Below are 17,865 nucleotides of genomic sequence, written 5' to 3'. Positions count from 1 at the left end.
AAAAGATAAATTGATTTTTAATTAACTTTAAGGAAGCAATCACTCTTTGTATTAAGTAGATTAAATTCCTTACTTTTATTATACTCCAATATTGTCATTATAGTCAATATTGTCATTATTATCATCAGATAATTTTGTTAAAATAAAAAAGCCATCCTGAAATAGAATGACTTCTTTATGATATAATAATACTCTTTTTATAAGAGCGTTCGGAATGGTAATTATATTCTATCATACTAAACAAAAAGAATCACTAGAATTTTCCAGTGACTCTTTTAATACATGCGAACAACAATGAGATATTGTGGTAACTACATTATAACATATATTTTCATAATATTTTAATATTTAGTTTTTCTTATTATCTCTTTAGCAAGTTCATCTTGTGACTTTTTAATCATTTTTTCTACTTCTTTTAATATATCCCTATTCATAGTACCTTGTACACTAACTAATGGAGCATTGTAATTAAATTGATTTTGATTAGATTGCTGAGGTTGATAACTACGACCTCTAGGTACTGAATAATTGCTATATTCACCAACACCTAATTTATCTTGAATATCTAACATATCCTCCATTACTTTTTTAGCAATTTCAAGGTTACCAACTAATTCACTTTTTATAATAGCCCCTGTAGCCCCTAATCCATAACCATACTTATCAGCAAAATCAAGCAATGTTTGTTGTAAATCATGAACCTCACCATTTATATCTGTAAATAATCCTGTATTTAATGCTTCTTTGATTAATCTAGCTAATTCTTCTTTAGTATACTTATTATCCAAATCTTCTTTAGCCTTATCTGCTTCATCTTGGAGTCTATCACTTTCATCATCATACATATCATTTACATCTTTATCAATCTGGTCTTGAACTAAATCTTCTAATGCTCTCTTAGCCTCTTCTAATTCTTTTCTTAATTCCTGTATTTTCTTTTGTCCTGATAGTGAACTATCTCTTTCAGCAATATCTAATTTCTTTTGAAGTTCCTCTATTTCTTTTGATTTATCATCATAATCACGCTGATAATCTGCTTTATCTCTAGCTTTATTGTAGGCTTCTTTTTCTTTATTAAGTGCATCAAGACGTTTTTTAAGCTCATCATCTATCTGTTTCTTACGTTCTTCAATTTGCTTTTCATAAACTTTAGTTATCTCATCTTCTATTTCTTTAGTAGTTTCTAACTTTTCTTTTAATGCTGCTTTAATTGTAGCATCTAACTTAGCCATTTCTTTTTCAGCATCAGGAATTTTATCCATCATTAAATCTAGGTATGCATCAACTAATTCTTTCGCTTCATCAAAGTTATCATTACTTTGGAATAACTTGTCTAGTTGTTGAATGTAGTTAGTTATTGTACCATCATCTCTAAATTGAAATCCAAAACCTTGAAGTTTACCCTTTATTTCATTTTGACTTTGTTTCATGTAAGCTGTAGTTTCACTCATTTCTTTTTTCTGTTTTTCTAATAAATCTAGTTTTTGTTGAAGTAAATCATTTTTTTCAACTCCAAAAGCACTTCCCATCAGTACATCTAACAATTCAAGCTGATTATTAACTTCTTCAACATCTCTATTCATAGATGTCCATTCAGATTCTTTGTGAAGTTTCCAAGCCTCATTTCTTAATTCTCGTTCTGCTTTTGCTATATCCTTTGTGGCATTTACTACTTCTTGTTTTTCTTCAACTACTTTTGGTAGTTCAGTAAACATGATATCTAAATATTCATCACGATATTTCTTAGTTTCATCCCAAACTTTTTTAGCATCTTCATATTTCTTCTTAGTCTTATCAGATGCTTTCTCTTTATTTGCCTCTGCTTCAAGTTTAGCTAATTCTTTTTCTTTTTTTATAGCTAACTCTTCATAATTTGTCATGTTTCCATCAGAATTAAATTTGAAACCTTTGTCACTCAATACCTTTTTAAATCTATTTGCTTCATCTTTTGTAAGAGATTCTTTTCTATTTAAAAGTCTTTCCTGCTCTTTATATAGTTCATTTTGTTTTTTAAGATAATTGAGTTTCTGCTCATTAGTAGCATTTTTCATTTGCTTATCTAGCAATGATAGTTCATTTGTTACTTTTGAAAGTTGGTTCTCTAATTCTTTAAATAACTCTATTTCATATTTTATAATAGCATCAAAATTTTTATCTATTGGAGTGTCTTGAGTTAATGTTTTAAGAGCTTTTATTGGTGCTGTTGCTCTTGATACTGCTCTTGAAAATAAGGATGGTTTTGTTACAGGAGTTTCGTCACTTATTGGTACTGGTTCTGATGTTCTAGGTTGGGATAGATTTGCTGGAATTGGTTGTGGTGTTTCTAATGATGTTTTAACACTTTTTCTATTACTATTTAATCCGTCTAATATATTATTGGCAAATTGAGAAGCAATTCCTCCAAGAGTTCCTACGGTACGAAGATGTGCTGTTATTGTAAAACTCTTATCACTTAGTTTTTTATTTTCAGTCTGACGGATTGTAGCTAATGCAGCAGAATTATTCGCTTTCAGTTTAGCCCATTTATCTCTTAGTGTTTTTTTATCAACACTATCTATCCCAGCAATAGCTCCTTCAACTGTGGCTATTACTTCAACTTGTTTTTCAGGAGGCAATTTTTCGATTTCAGCAATTAATGAATTAATATCTCCATTAGCTAGTGATTTTATTATATTTATTTTTACATCTTTATCTAGGTCTAAAGCATTTAAATTCTCAACTTCATCTAATGCATCTGGATTATTTACTATAAGATTAGCTATAATGTCCTTACTTTCAGGGAAATCATTATAAAGTTGTTCTATTAAATATAACTTATCTTCATTATTTAACATAAAATTAAGAACTTGATTTTTTTGTTCATCTGGTGTTGATTCATATAATTTTGTAACTCTCTCAAGTTCATCTGCGTTTTCTACAGCAAAGTTAACAACTTTATTTCTTGTCTCATCTGGAACTTTATCAAATAATTCTTGAATCATTTGAAGTTTTTCTGCATTTTCTCCTCCTTCAACTTCTATTCCTAGCTGTTTCTTTATTTCTGGAGGTAAATTGCTTATAAATTCTTGTACATTTTTAGCTTTTTCAAGTTGGTCTAAGTTGTTTACTATAAAATTAATAACAGCTTCTTTTTGCTCGTCTGGAGTTTTATCAAATAATTCTTGCACCATTTGAAGTTTATCTGCATTTTCTATCATGAAACTTAAAGTAGCTTCTTTTTTACCAGATGGTGCATTATCAAATAAAGACTTTATAACATCAATATTATCTGGATACTGTATAGAAAAATTTGCAAATTTTTTCTGTAAATTCTTATCTGTTATACTATCAAATAATCCTTTCACTTTTTCAAACTCTTCTATACCTTCTATTTTTATTCCGTATTTCAATGCTACATCAGGATTTTTAGCAAGATTATCAAGGATATCTTGATAGTCTTTTGCATCTTCAATTACATCTTTATTTTCTTCCATAAATTTGAGAGTCATTTCTCTATTTGTAGGAAGTTTTTCTATCATATCTTTGACTTTGCCTATGTGTTCTTGACCAATGACTTCAGTATCAATTATATATTTTACATCTTTAGGTAAGGACTCATAGTCATTTTTCATTTGTTGAAGTTTTTTATCATTACTAACATCTATATCATATTTTACAAGATTTTTAAGTGGAATATTTTTTATAGCTTCATCTAAAGAATTAACACCTTCAAATGCTTGACCACAATCAGCTATAAAATTTAATTTAGTATCTTTATCTTTAAATTTGTTTAATTGCTCATCAAGAATATCTAACTCTTTAACAGATTTTATATTAGTATTATCTTTTATTTTAATAGCAATATCTTTATCTTTAAATTGATTTAATCTAGCTTCAAAAGCTCCTATTTCTTCAACAGCTTCTTTATCATTAAATAAAGCATCTATGTTGATAGGTTCTAATCCTTCTTTGTTTAATTCTTCATTAATTTTTTCTAATGCTTGTCTTGCTTCTTTAGTATCTCCTTGTTGAAAAGCAAGCATTACTTTTATAGCCATCGTTTGTTCAAATGGAGTAATTTCTTGGTCGTCTGCAAACTCACCTAAAAGACTCCTTATTTCAGAAGGCATATCTTTATCTTCTGACATTTTTAGAACTACATCAGTTGTTATTGTAGGGGATGCTATTTCACCTAAACTAGTATTAACTGTTTCAAATTGACGTTTAAGTGTTTTAGCCATAGAATCGCCATTTCTTAAATCGTTATCTGTTTTATTAAAAGATTTTAAAAAGGATTCTACTCCTCTTGAAGCTTCATACGAACCCTGCGTTATTCCATCAAGCATATCTTTCCAAAAATCAACATCATAACCAGTACCATCAGATGCTAACTTAGCTAATTCATCTATCTTTTTATTATAATCTCCAACACTAATTTGACCACTTTGAAAAGCTTTATTTGTTTCATCTAATGATTTTTTAAAATTTGATAAATCAATTCCAGATGAACCCAATGCCATTATTGCATTTTGTACTTTTGGAAATTCCTCTCTTGTAAAATCAGAAAAATCTAATGAACCTTGAAGAGATAGTATTTCACTTTGAATTTTTGAAGTAAAATCAGAAAATGAAATATCAGATTTTATACCAGCAAATATTCCTGCTCCTGCTTCATTCGATGTTTTCTGAATTTCATTAAGTTTACTTTGATATTCACTTTCTCCACTATCAACTATTTTTTGTCTTTCTTCATAGTATTTTCGATATTCTGCTAACGCTTTTTCTCTCTGCCCATCATTTTCAGTTTGAGCCATTAAGAGAGCTTTATTCATCTTTGATTCAGTCTCTACAATTTTTGAATTCGTTTCATTTTGAATACCTGCAAGTTTCTCTTTTGCATCTTTATAATTAACTACTTGGTCAAAGAATCCATTGACACCTTGTTTTCTAACTTTTCCAGTATCCTTCTCATTTAATTCGTCTAATGCAATTTTACCAGCCTCTTCTTTATCACCAGCCATTAGAGCTTCTTTTCTAGCTATAGCTTCATCTAAATCAGAAATTAAGTCACTAACATCTCCACGCATATTTAAAATAGCGTTTCCATCACTATCAGTTCCTACAACCAGTTCAGGCATCAGTTCTGCTATTTCTTTTGTTAATGCTTTATACCTTTCTAATTCTTCTGGGGTCTTATTTGATTTATTATACAATGTGTCATATTCTTTTTGAATACTTTTTAGACCATCTTTTTGACTCTTATATTCATTTATTTCATCTTGAGTAACTTGAATTCTTTCTTCTGCTTGTTCTTTAGCTATTTCATTTCTACGGACGTATTCATCTATCATCTTTACAGCAGTAGATATACCTGCTGTTGCAAGTCCTAAAAATGCACCATTTAATAAAGTTACACCTGTATTTGCAAGTAAACTACCAACCATACTTCTTTTCATTCCATCATTAAGTTCATTTACACCTTTTGAAGCTGAATTAGCACTTTCACCTGTTTTTTTAGATGCTGAATTAACTGCATAAAGCGAACGGATACTTTCTTTTCTTGCATCAGCATTCTGTTTCATAGCTTCGGCACTTTGTTTCATTGAATTGGAAGTTTCCTTACTAGCCTTAATTCCCTTCATTGAAGATTCATTTACTTTATTATTCACTGAGACAACTTTTTGACTACTAGTATATAATTTATTGTAATCACTTATCACTTTACCTGTATCTTTATTATAATTGACAATTGGTAGATTTCTTTTAGTGCCATTGTTAAGTTTATCAATATCTTTAGACGCAGAATTCATCATATAGAGAGAACGTGCATTTTGTTTCATAGCATTAGCAGTTTCTTTACTGGCCTTAACTCCTTTTAATGAAGTTTGATTCATTTTATTATTTGCTAATACTGTTCTTTCAATATTGGAAGAAAATTTCTTATAGCTATCTGATACTCCTTCTATTTTTTTATTGTAGTTTACAATTGGTAATAAACCCCTTTTTTGATAATCATTTAATCTAGCTTGAGAATTGGCATACGATTTTATTGCGCTTTCACCATCTTTAATGCTTTTAGTTGTTACGGGCATTAATTTATTCATAGTGTTGGCAAAGTAATTAGGTATTGCTCCTGTTGTGCCTAATCCTTTAATCGTTGCAAATAGTCCACCAATTGTACCTACAGCCAAAGGAATACTCATTCCTATTTTTTCAAATCCACTGACAATTTTATCTAAAACATTTACAAAGGAAATAGCAACATCTAATACTCCTTTAAACATATCAGTAGATATTGTTGTTGTTACTAATTTCTTTAATCCTTCAGATAGTTGTATCATCTTTCCTTCTGCACTATCTACGAATCTTTTATTTTCCTTGTCACTTGAACCTACCATTAACCCCTGTTTATACTGTTCCTGATAAGCTATAACGTTTTTCCAGTTGTTCATTAAAGCAACAAAACTATTTATGTGATATTTTCCCAATTTTGTTATCCATAAGGCTTTTTATCCTTATGTTCTTACACTTCTTATTCATGCAAGTTCAGCATACATTTTCATCTTCAACATTACTTGTTAAGATGGAGGACACTCGTGGGAAAATTATATTCTATACTATTTTAGACATAAAAATAGCATAGGTTCATTTCCTATGCGTTACGGTGATTAAAATCCTTTAATTTTTTAATTTACCTCGGTGGTAACATTTCAGCCTTCACCGATTTTGCCCCCTTATAATATTAAACATTTCTGTTTAACACGCCAAAAGTTTAGCTGCTGCCTCAGCGATACCATTTCTTTGGTCATCATTAAGGTCTTTCCACTTTGTATTTAGCTCCCCTAGAACATCCATTGTTCCTTTTATTTCACCAGTCTGTTTATTCCAAATATCTATATTTGCTAGTTGTTTGAAGGCTTTATTTGTTTTATTAGCCTCTAAAGTTCCTTCTTTGGCTGAAGCCTTTACTCCCGCTAGGTTCACTGCAATACTTTTTAAAGCTGTACCTGTCTTTTCTGCATTTTGTGTACTTTCCTGCATTCCAACTACTAATGCAATTGAATCTTCCATTGAAGTTCCAAATCCAGCTAATACACTTGCACTTCTTTGTAATGCTGAACCTATATCCCCAGTTGTGACAGCAAAATTATTTCCTGCATAATTGGCAAGGTCTGAGAACTTTGTTAGATTATTGTAATCTTTTCCTGCACCTTGTAATTCAGTACGAAGAGGTTTTAAACTATTAGCTACACCACCATATGCTGACATTATTGATGTCAAATATGTATTAGAATCTTCCTGTGACAAGTCTGCTACATTTGCAAACTGTGCTGACTTTGTAGCATATTCCATAGCATCATTCACATCTTTTATACCAGTTTGAAGGGCTTTCGCAGTTCCTTGTATTATATCGGTACTTGAACGAGCTACACTTATTCCAGCTTCAATAGCTGAGTCTCTAAGTGAATTTAAATCCTCTGTTGTTCCTCGAAAATTATCTGGAGCAACTTTCATCAAATCTCTAAAGCTACTATCTAATTCAACAATGGTAGTTTTTATATTTCTAGCAAAACTCATCATACCCATACCAATCATGTTTCCAAGAGTAAAGGTACTCATACTAGAATATAAATTTTGGAAAAATCCATTTGTAGTTTTTAGACTAGTATTTAATCCAGAAAAACTAGATTTCATACCACTTATTTGAGATTTTATTCTAGCTAATTCATTAGCTTTTTTATCCATTGGTAAATTAGAAAGTTCTTTTAATTTAGCTTCAAGCTTATCAATTCCAGAAGTTGATTGACCTAATTCTAATGCCTTTTGTCTTAATCTATCCAAATCAGCTTGTGTTTTTGATGTATTTATATCAAACTTAGCATTGAATTTAGATTGTTTAGTAGCTGATTCTAACTCTTTATATTTATTTTTTAATGATTCCATCCCTGATATAGCAGCGTTCATTCCACTACTATTCATATTTTTAAAATTTAAATTTTGTATTTTTTTTAAATCACCCGATAATGCTTTTAACTTAGATGTATCTACATACCCAGATTTTCCTAATGAAGCTAATTTACTTTGTAAATTCGTAGCATCTCTTTGTAATTTAGCAAATTGGCTAGAAGCTTTACTTATACCAGAATTATTAAATGACTTTCCTCCAAATAAACTATTTTGAGTCTTTGCACTTAAAGCATTAATTTTAGTTAATACTGCTTCCAATTGTTTTAAATTATTTAAAGATGAAGCGTTCATCTGTACATCTAATTTAATAGGTTTTCCTTTAGTTGATTCCTGCAAAGTAGCCAGTTGCTTTTTAGCTTTTTCATCATCTAATTCAATACTAGTTCTGATTTTAAACTCTGACATTAAATCACACTCCTTTTTTTACATAAAAAAGACAGTCAATTGACTGTCTTAATAATTTAACTATATACTCTAGCTATATCTTCATATTTAGGTTTAATAACTATTTCACCATTCTTGTTTATAACTCCCCATTTATCATTTATACATACAAATGCCAATCCTTCTTTAAACGCACATGCACTTTCAAATTGAGGTTTAATAACTATCTTGCCTGTTTTATCTATATATCCATATTTATCTCCAATATTAACTACAGCTAAATCTTCACTGAAGTTATATAATTTTTGAAATTGAGGTTTAATAATTACTTTTCCTTCTCTATTTATTGCTCCATATTTATTGTTTTTACTTTGAAATACAAATAAATTCTCTGATTTAGTATATGGTCTTCGTAATGACTCTTTTGCAATGACATTTTCATTTTTATCTATAGTAAAGTATGAACCCTCTTTGTATGCAGAAGCTAAAGCACCATAAAAACTCATTAAAGAGTCATACTTCGGTTCTATTATAAAATTTCCTTCTTTATCAATACAACCTTCTTTATCGTTTATTTTTACGGCAGCTAAACCTTCATAAAAATGGTCTACTGATTCATATTTAGGTTCTATTACAATTTTACCTTCTTTATTTATAAAACCATATTTATTATTTATTCTAATCTCAGCCAATCCATCACTAAACTTAGACAAGTATTCAGCTTCAATGTTTATTACAACTTCACCTTTTGTATCTATATACTTATCTTTTCCATCTAATTCAACTACAGCAAGACCTTCACTAAAATCTAATGCTAAATCATATTGAGGATTAATAACTATGTCTCCCTTTTCATTTATATATCCATATTTTTCATTATCTCCAGTTCCAAATTGACAAACAGCTAATCCATCGAAAAAATATCCAAGATAATCAAATTCTGGTTCTATTACAGTATTACCCTTTTTATCTATATATCCATATTTCCCATTTAGTTTAACTCTTGCTATTCCATCCTTAAAAGCATTTTCATTTGGATTATAATGCATTTTTTTTTCTGAGTAATAAATATCTTCATTTGTATCTTCATTGCTATCACTACATCCCACAATACCAAACCCTAATATACTTATAATCCAAATTAATAATATCTTCTTAAACATAATATCTCCCCCCTATTCTGATACTTCAATTATATCAAGTCTAAAGGAAAATTTATACTACAAAAGGAAATAGAAGCCAAAACTCCTATTTCCACGACATCATTTACTCTATGAAAGTAGTTTATTTTTGTACCACTACACATAAAATTGTGCTACTATTAATTCAAGGAGGGGATTCTTATGTCTAAATGTCCATTTTGTGGAGCAGATACTTTTGAAATAAATAACCCCCCAAAGGGTAATTTTTTCTTTCTTGGTTGTTATAATATTAAAGATAATTTAATTTATACTGATGCTGGGATAGGTGTCAAAGTCTTTACTTGTTCAACTTGTCATAATATTCAATTAAAAGCTGTTGAACAGAGTGATGTTCAAAATATCTAATACATATAAAGGGTTTATACATAATAAATCCCTTTATTTATATATTTATTTCCCCATTTAAAATAATCAAACCTTTTTTATCACATATCATAACTTCTTCATTTTTATTTTTTACAGACTTATTTATATTTATAAATTCTTTGTATTCTTTTATATTATCAAATTCTAATGTTATTTTCATATTATCATCTCCTTTAATTAATATAATAAAAAGCCTACTTAAAGTAGACTTCCTATTTCTTTATCTAATATATCTTCTATATTATCAAAATCCCAATAAGGAATTCTTATAAGTTTTATGTTTTTTTCTTTAGCATAATCATTTTTCATTTCGTCGTGTAATAAGTTTTTATTAAAATTTTGACCTTCAAAATACTCCTTAAAATGAAATTCTCCATCATACTCTATCAAGATATTAAAATCCATTAAATAAAAATCATATCTCAAAGGATTTCCTAAATTACTAACTAGAGATTTGAACTTTACTTCATCTTTATATTTAATATTATTATTTATAAGATACTGTTCTATTCTTTTTTCTCCTTTACTTTTAGAACATTTAGGACATATACATCCCCTTTCTCCTACATCTGATAATCTTCTTAAAAATTCATTTCCACATTTAGGACATATAAATTTATACTTCTTACCACTAGTTTGCATTACTTTAAATGGACTTATACTGTTACTTAAACTCCACGATTGAGCCATATCAAAATAATTATATCCAAATGAGTCTTTAAAATTAACTTTTTTTCCACTACAATAAGGGCATCTCTTTCCAATTTTAAAATGGTCACAACTTATCAGATAACTTCCATGATATTTTTTTTCCTGACATATAATCCAAATTTTTGTTTTATTGCTAGGCATTAACTTATATGGATTAATTTTATTTTTATTATAATCCCAATATTTGATAAGGAAATCTTTATCTGTATTATCTATATGATATTTAGCAAAAGAATCTTTTGGACTAATCTTAAATCCTCTACAATAAGGACATCTATTTCCTTTAACAAAATGGTCACAACTTATCAGATAACTTCCATGATAATCCTTTTTGATACATTTAATCCAAACTCTAATATCTTTTCTTTCAGAATTTTTAGAGTTTGTATTTTTCCATATATTATAAGGGCTAACTTTATTTTTCTCAAAATCCCAATATTTTTCTATTGGTTCACCTAGCTCTTTTTCAATATAATGTGCAAAACTGTTTTCATATGAACCACAACACTTTGAACATCTTTGCTTCATATTTATAAAAGCATTTGCACTAACAATATATACACTTTTACAATACTTATGTTTTATCTTAATACAAACTGTTCTAGATATTTTCCCGTTTTCTAATATATCACCTTTAAAGTAACTATCTATGTATTCATAATCACAATCTTTTTGAATTTCTATTTTATGCTTCTCTTTAATAATACTGTATTTACATTTATTACACCTTAAAGCACCTTTATCTTTCACTGTTGTCCACATTCTTTTTTCTATTATATTTCCACATTCACATTTCCATTTATGATTAAAACCATTCCCACCATATATTTCATCAACTAACTCTAAATCAACATCATGTTCTTTCAACAACCTATTAACTTCTTCTCTACACATACCCTTCTTCAACTTAACATCTTTAACCACAATCTCACCTTCTCCAAAAGGAAGGTAACCTAAATTACCTTCCTTTTATCCTAAATCACCTCTATGTAGTCTATCATGTAGATTTAAATGAAAATACCCTAAATTGATTTATAGATTTATAGGTTGAATAACTATTGTTTCTATATTTTTATTTTCATCACATCTAGTATATGTATTAACAAATGCCACTTTATTTTTTATAACTCTATTTTTATCATATATAAAGAAAAATATGTTCCTATAGTTATAGTGAAATCCATCTGAGCCTATTTCTTCTGTTAACTTCTTCTCAGTCATAGATTCTCTAGAACACTTAACTTCTATAACTAAGTCATACTGCTCTATGAATATATCATATCTAATAGATGCATTTCCTGTATCATCACTGACTTCTACCCTTGAGTCTGGAAAAATAGGTTTTATAATTGAATATAAAATCCTTTGAACATCATATTCGTTTCCTATTTTTATATCATTTAATTTATCTTTAGTTATATGTGCCTTCCCATGAGTATTAGCTTCATACATTTCATATATATGCATATAAAAATTACTCAGCACATTTCTTATAATCATTTTGGTGACATCTTCAGTAAATACACCCATATTACTTAAATTAGTTTTATTTGCAATGTTATTTATCAATGACCTTAAGTAAGCTATTAACCTAGACTTAGCAGATAAGATACTTTTTCTAGTAGCCATATTAGAAAAATCATTTTCTTGATACATCAATAATCTATCAATATCAGATTTTTCAGTTTGGCTAAAAGGAATATTTAAACTATCTATATTGTCTATATACTCTTTAATTAGTCTTATATCACTCATTGCTTCTAATTCAGTAAGTAAGTTTGAAATTAATTCTACTTTTTGACTCAATTTAATTTACCCCATTCTAATTAATATGTTCCCCATCTCAGATAAAATAAAAATAATGGGTCTAAAATATGAACTACATTATCCTTCCATTCTAGTACTTTATAAATACCATCCTTTTCAGTTATAATATTTTGTATTTTATTAAGTGATTCTCTAATGGTTTTTTTATCTGGTTTTTTTATATCACATATAATTAAATCATCTATTCTTCTTTTAAGTTCATCTAATGTTAATCCAACTAAAGGAGGATTTTTCCTTATAGATTCTACTATTAATCCATATATATCTAGTTCTTTATCTATATTAGTTTTATACAACTTTCTCTTATTTCCTCTTGGATTAGGGCCTTCCTTTAGTATTTTTACAACATCATTATAATTTAGATTTATAGTTGTAAACTTATATGCTATTTCCAAAACATCTTCTGGCACTTCTTTAATATTTCCTGTATCTGAATCTATTAATGTGCATATGCTTAAACATATATACTGCATTAATTGAGGAGAAGTTAAACTTTCTATAGATATCTTTCTGGATATATCATTTTTAATATTTATACCCAGTTCTCGAAATCCTTTTATTGCAATTTGTTCTAGCTCTGATTCCTTCCAAGGTTCTATATTTATTGAGTTAATCCTACCTGTCAAATCTGCATTTTTTCTTATAGCATCATCTGCTCTATGAGGAAGTGATATTACTATTGCTTTAAACTCTTTTCTTATAGCATCTTTCAATTGCTGAGCTATATGTATTTGAACATCTTCTGAAGCATAATGAAAATCATCAAGCACTAATACTAGTCCATTATCTTTAAAATATTCGATTACTCTGTCTTTATTTAATACAAATTTTTCAGATTTATTAATTTCTTTTTTTGATTCCATATTTCCCTTTAGGTTTACCTCTCCAAATTCTCCGCTAACAGATAAACCCACTTTCACTCCTATAATGTTCCAAAAATCTTCGCTATCTTTAAAATCTACTCCCGACATTTCTATAAGATTTTCTAAAGCTATAACTTTTTCACATAAAACAGTCTTACCCATCTTAGATGGGCCAATTATAGAAGTCAAATAACCAGAAACCTTTAAGGCTTGTCTTAGTCTAAGTTCATAGTCTATACCTAAATCAGTTGATTTTCTTGATACATATGTATATTCTGGAAAAGCACCTGGCTTAAAAACTTGTTCTGCCAATAATCTATTCATTTTATCACTTCCATTCATTAAACATTTATTATAATATATAAAAACAATTTATTCTTTATTTTATATATTAACATATTTAAGTTGTCTTATACATATTTAAGTATATTTTAAGTATGTTAAAGTACTAATTTATAGATAAAAGTACTTTAACATATATAATACATACTATTTAACAATATATTTAACTAAATCTAGTTCTATTCTAAATTACCTTCCATATAATTACTTGAAAAATACAGCTACAAAAGAATACACTATACCCACAACTCCATCATCCAATAAATCAATTAATCTTTTCAATTCATCTCTCATATCATTCACCTAACAAACTTCTTCAAGTTCTATAATAGGTAATACTCCAATAGATTTTAATTTCTTATATATCATCAATCTTCCTTTTTGAGTCCACTTAGTATTCATTTTAATGTCAGGAGTTCCATCAGCCTTTACAATATCTATTGTTTCAGAATGAGTATATCCTTTACTTTGATAATCACTATATAATAACCATTGTCCACTCTGTTTGAACTGAATTCCTAGTTCATGTAATTTCTTATTCATAGCTTTACCACTCATGCCATAATCTTTAGCTATCTGAGTTATGGTTACCAATCCTTTATTTCTAAGTATCAAATCTGTATAGTCTGCTTTTGGTTTAAGTTCACCTATGATTTGTTGCTGTTTATTATTTGTTGCCTCTAAAACTTTTCTCTTTTCTCTCTCTTTTTTTAAGTCAGTTGCTAATTTAATGATTGTGTCTGGATTAGATAGTATTTCTTCTATCTTTGTGTCAGTTAGATATGCTCCATGTTTACGGATAGTTGTTATTACATCTGTAGCTAACCATTTTTGAAATTTTAATGCTGCTTCATTTTTAGCTTTCATTCCTAACATGTAAAACAATGATTCTGGTATGTAATCATCTTTCCCCAGTTTGTTGGGGAAACCAAATTCTTTACAATATTTATTTATTGTTTCCCATCTAATTGAGATATACTGTTTCCCGTTCTTATTTTGAGTTTGATACCATCCAAAACCTATTGCTGTGTCTTCAGCATTAATACCTATGCTTCCATCTTCGTAACTTATCGTTCTAACACTTGTACCCAATTGTTCATTTGTGAACACTTCATTTCTTTTTTCATTACTCATACACACATCTCCCTTTTTATTTGTTTTTTTACTGAGAGACTGATATAATCAAATTAACTTTGTTGATGATTATATCAACTCTTTAAAAGGTTCTACTGCTCGCCAAAGTCTGTAGAGCCTTTTTATATTAATCATACACAATCATACATTTGTTGTATTTATGTATGATTATATTATAATACCATTTTTTACTATTTTCAACCTTTTGTAGGAATATTTTTTACAAACGTAGGATTTTGTTGTATAATTAATGTGAGGAGTGATATTAATGAACAACAATAGCATAGGAAAAAATATTAAAAATTATAGACTTTTAAAAGGATGGACTCAAGAGCAATTAGCGAATGAATCTGGACTTTCAAAAAATGCCATCTATAATTATGAAAATGATAAAAGGATTCCAAATATAAATATTTTAAATAATATTGCAAATGCTTTAGAAGTTAACTATGATGATATTATAGACTCTGGTAATATAACTCGAATAGAAGATGAAATGAAACGTAAACTATCTACATCAAATGGCAGTGACTTATGGCGAAACTACATACCATATGCAAAAAAATTATTATCTGATGGTTCAAATGATATAGATTTATATTATTATTTAGGATTTTCATATTTTGCATTGGAAAAATATGAAAAAGCTATTGAATGGTATGAAAAAACTATTGAAATTGACAATCAAGAAATAAGAGCTTATATTGGACTTGGAAATGTATTTTTATGTACTCATAAATATACAAAAGCTATCGAATACTATTTAAAGGCTTTAAAAATAGACAAAGAATGTATAGAAGCTTATCTTCAATTAGGAGATGCTTTTTGTAATATTAATAAATATAAAAAAGCCCTTAAATGCTATACAAAAGCTATCGAACTTGATGACGAATGTATAGAAGCTTATATGAAGAAAGATCATATATTCAATTCTGTGCTAGAATATAGTCAGCTAGTGGACAAATATGACATATTAGATGTTGAATTAGAAACATCGTGTGATTCTGAAAAGCAGTCTAAACATTCCAGTTTGTTAAGAAAAATATATTTTGAAGCTCAGAAACTAGATATTGAAGAATTAAAAACTTTTAGTAGCATGATGAGTATGTTTAATGAAAAAAAAGACACAAAATCTAAATAAGTGTCTTTAAATTTATTATAAAAGTATATTATATTAATTAATAGATAAAGAAAATATTTTTCATTTTTAAATGTGGCACTATTTTATTGACCACATTTTTTATATATTTTAATATGCACAACATCTGAACCTCTAAACTGAGTTTTAAAAACACAACACTATCTACAAAGATAATTATCTACGCTATACTTCTGTCATCATTGAAGTTACTAAACACCAAACAAAATGTTCCTCTCAGGAACACTTGTTGAAATTCCAACACTTTAAGTATAAAAAATCAACTTCTTATGTTCGATTCTAAGCAATAAAGGTATAAACACAAGCAACCATTTTTATAAAGCCTTAGAGAATCTTACACGAGGTCAATTTATTCAGCAGTCTTTCATTTCTTTCTATTTCCTTTTGACTTGGTTTGGTAAATACTTGTTCTATAAATAATTCAGCATCTTTACCTGATAGTTCGGGAGTTGCTTGTATTGGCTTAAATTTATATCTATCCATGTCATCACCTCTATAATTTTCAACATATAAAAATAACCCCTTATATTCAAAATAGTAAGGGATTATTTTTTATAACTTTTAAAAAATATATGTACTACTTTATAAGATAATATCAATTATTTCTTTTAATCTATCCTAAAAAATCATTTTCACAAAATATATAAACATATTAATATTTTCTTAGTACAGACTTTATAATAATTCTTATATTATCATTTGTATCTTTAAACTCAGTATTATTAACTAATGTTTGTAAATCCATTTCCTCTAGTATCTTACCAAAACATTCATCAGCAAAAGAATTTGAGATAATTGATACACCATTAAAATCGAAGATTACTTTTTCCCCTTTTTTGATGCTATTTATTATGTCAGTTCTTATTTTTTTTCCTAATTGTCTTGTTCCTAAAGATTTTCCAAATTCCAAAAACTTTATAATCATAATTTTATCACTCCTTATAAATATCCATTTAAAATATCATCTGATTCATTAACAGAGATTGGAATGTTTTCTTTTCCATCAAATATATTATTAATATCTACACTTTTGTTTGTATTTATATTAAAGTAAACAATTAATCCTTGCCAAAATCCAGAAGAATAAGTTTTTATTTTTCCATTATTAATGCTTAATGTACTATTGCCTGAATGCATAGACATTATTCCTTTATTGTGTTTCATAAAATTTGAAGTATGATATAAACCATACCCCCTCTTTTGAAACCTTGAATTTTTTTCTTTTATTGAACATTTTAAAGCATCACTCTCATTTATATTTTTATATTCTTCTTTTCCTGAATTTTTTAACGTATTATATATACCCAACCCGCTATCTACTATTGCAATTTTTAGTATATTTTTCTGAGGGTAATTTTGAACTACAATGTAACCGCCAATTGGAGATTCTGAATGCTCATTTATATTATCAACAACTTCAAATAAGCAATAATTAAGACAATCAAAAACAGTATCATGTAATTCAATATTACATTTGATTACATTCATTATATCATTAACTATATAATTTGTATTTGTATTGTCTATTCTTGTTATTTCAATGAATTTTCCACTTCCATTATGCCTATTAAAATTTTCTATATAATCATATCCAATTTCATTGTAAAAATTAATTCTTGAAACATAATCATTTTCGTTCAATATTTTCTTTACCACTTTTATTCCTTTATATTCTAAAAATTTAATCCAAGAAACCAGTATACATAGATATTCAGGAAATATCATACCATTACAGTCTATGTTTAAATATAAAGTATCATTACTTGATAATTCCTTATATTTATCTAATACATTTAATAAACCTCTTATGTTGCCTATTTTACTTAAAGTTATACACTCAATATTCTGAGAATTCATATAAAGCACCTCATTTGTTATAGTATTAATATTATTATAACAAATAAGTTAATCAAAAACATTTTTATTAATT

General features: G+C 27.8%; 13 protein-coding genes. 2 read left to right on the top strand and 11 right to left on the bottom strand.

Features of this window, described 5'->3' with window-relative positions; all coding sequences use genetic code 11:
- Positions 1 to 341: 341 nt before the first annotated feature.
- The 3 genes from IC218_RS20370 to IC218_RS20360 all read right to left on the bottom strand — a co-directional run bounded on the left by IC218_RS20370 (position 342) and on the right by IC218_RS20360 (position 9,494).
- Positions 342 to 6,467 carry a hypothetical protein gene (locus tag IC218_RS20370; RefSeq protein WP_227825387.1) on the bottom strand — a complete coding sequence of 2,042 codons (6,126 nt, stop codon included), beginning with the start codon at positions 6,465 to 6,467 and terminating at the stop codon, positions 342 to 344.
- Positions 6,468 to 6,735: 268 nt separating this feature from the next.
- Complete coding sequence (locus IC218_RS20365) at positions 6,736 to 8,352, bottom strand: phage tail tape measure protein (protein WP_227825386.1); 1,617 nt, start codon at positions 8,350 to 8,352, stop codon at positions 6,736 to 6,738.
- A gap of 56 nt (positions 8,353 to 8,408) precedes the next feature.
- The gene (locus IC218_RS20360; RefSeq protein ID WP_227825385.1) at positions 8,409 to 9,494 is read right to left on the bottom strand and encodes a WG repeat-containing protein; all 1,086 of its coding nucleotides are present in this window, start codon (positions 9,492 to 9,494) and stop codon (positions 8,409 to 8,411) included.
- Positions 9,495 to 9,674: 180 nt separating this feature from the next.
- Between IC218_RS20360 and IC218_RS20355 the strand changes: the two genes are divergently transcribed.
- Positions 9,675 to 9,878 carry a hypothetical protein gene (locus IC218_RS20355; RefSeq protein WP_227825384.1) on the top strand — a complete coding sequence of 68 codons (204 nt, stop codon included), beginning with the start codon at positions 9,675 to 9,677 and terminating at the stop codon, positions 9,876 to 9,878.
- A gap of 37 nt (positions 9,879 to 9,915) precedes the next feature.
- On the opposite strand, the gene IC218_RS20350 is transcribed toward IC218_RS20355, so the two are convergent.
- The 5 genes from IC218_RS20350 to IC218_RS20330 form a co-directional block, all read right to left on the bottom strand.
- Complete coding sequence (locus IC218_RS20350) at positions 9,916 to 10,059, bottom strand: hypothetical protein (protein ID WP_227825383.1); 144 nt, start codon at positions 10,057 to 10,059, stop codon at positions 9,916 to 9,918.
- A gap of 38 nt (positions 10,060 to 10,097) precedes the next feature.
- A complete protein-coding gene (locus IC218_RS22345; RefSeq protein ID WP_227825382.1) occupies positions 10,098 to 11,534 on the bottom strand; it encodes a zinc-ribbon domain-containing protein in 1,437 nt (478 codons plus the stop codon).
- A gap of 108 nt (positions 11,535 to 11,642) precedes the next feature.
- A complete protein-coding gene (locus IC218_RS20340) occupies positions 11,643 to 12,416 on the bottom strand; it encodes a hypothetical protein (protein WP_227825381.1) in 774 nt (257 codons plus the stop codon).
- A gap of 20 nt (positions 12,417 to 12,436) precedes the next feature.
- Positions 12,437 to 13,624 carry a hypothetical protein gene (locus IC218_RS20335; RefSeq protein ID WP_021383144.1) on the bottom strand — a complete coding sequence of 396 codons (1,188 nt, stop codon included), beginning with the start codon at positions 13,622 to 13,624 and terminating at the stop codon, positions 12,437 to 12,439.
- 321 nt (positions 13,625 to 13,945) lie between these two features.
- Positions 13,946 to 14,776 carry a phage antirepressor KilAC domain-containing protein gene (locus tag IC218_RS20330; protein ID WP_227825380.1) on the bottom strand — a complete coding sequence of 277 codons (831 nt, stop codon included), beginning with the start codon at positions 14,774 to 14,776 and terminating at the stop codon, positions 13,946 to 13,948.
- Positions 14,777 to 15,044: 268 nt separating this feature from the next.
- On the opposite strand from IC218_RS20330, the gene IC218_RS20325 reads away from it, so the two are divergent.
- Positions 15,045 to 15,917, top strand: a complete 873-nt coding sequence (locus IC218_RS20325; RefSeq protein WP_227825379.1) for a helix-turn-helix transcriptional regulator — start codon at positions 15,045 to 15,047, stop codon at positions 15,915 to 15,917.
- Positions 15,918 to 16,259: 342 nt separating this feature from the next.
- Here the strand turns inward: IC218_RS20325 and IC218_RS20320 are convergent, their stop codons facing one another.
- The 3 genes from IC218_RS20320 to IC218_RS20310 all read right to left on the bottom strand — a co-directional run bounded on the left by IC218_RS20320 (position 16,260) and on the right by IC218_RS20310 (position 17,792).
- Positions 16,260 to 16,418: a hypothetical protein gene (locus IC218_RS20320; protein WP_227825378.1), complete on the bottom strand. Its 159-nt coding sequence runs from the start codon at positions 16,416 to 16,418 to the stop codon at positions 16,260 to 16,262.
- 169 nt (positions 16,419 to 16,587) lie between these two features.
- Entirely contained in the window at positions 16,588 to 16,860 is a 273-nt protein-coding gene (locus IC218_RS20315; protein ID WP_021425083.1) for an STAS-like domain-containing protein, read from the bottom strand.
- A gap of 14 nt (positions 16,861 to 16,874) precedes the next feature.
- Complete coding sequence (locus IC218_RS20310) at positions 16,875 to 17,792, bottom strand: histidine kinase-, DNA gyrase B-, and HSP90-like ATPase (RefSeq protein ID WP_021425205.1); 918 nt, start codon at positions 17,790 to 17,792, stop codon at positions 16,875 to 16,877.
- Between the last annotated feature and the right edge of the window lie 73 nt (positions 17,793 to 17,865).

This window comes from Clostridioides sp. ES-S-0005-03, from assembly GCF_020658455.1.
Taxonomy (GTDB): domain Bacteria; phylum Bacillota; class Clostridia; order Peptostreptococcales; family Peptostreptococcaceae; genus Clostridioides.
The sequence above is the reverse complement of the archived record's forward strand: the minus strand, read 5'-3'. Positions and strand labels throughout refer to the sequence as shown.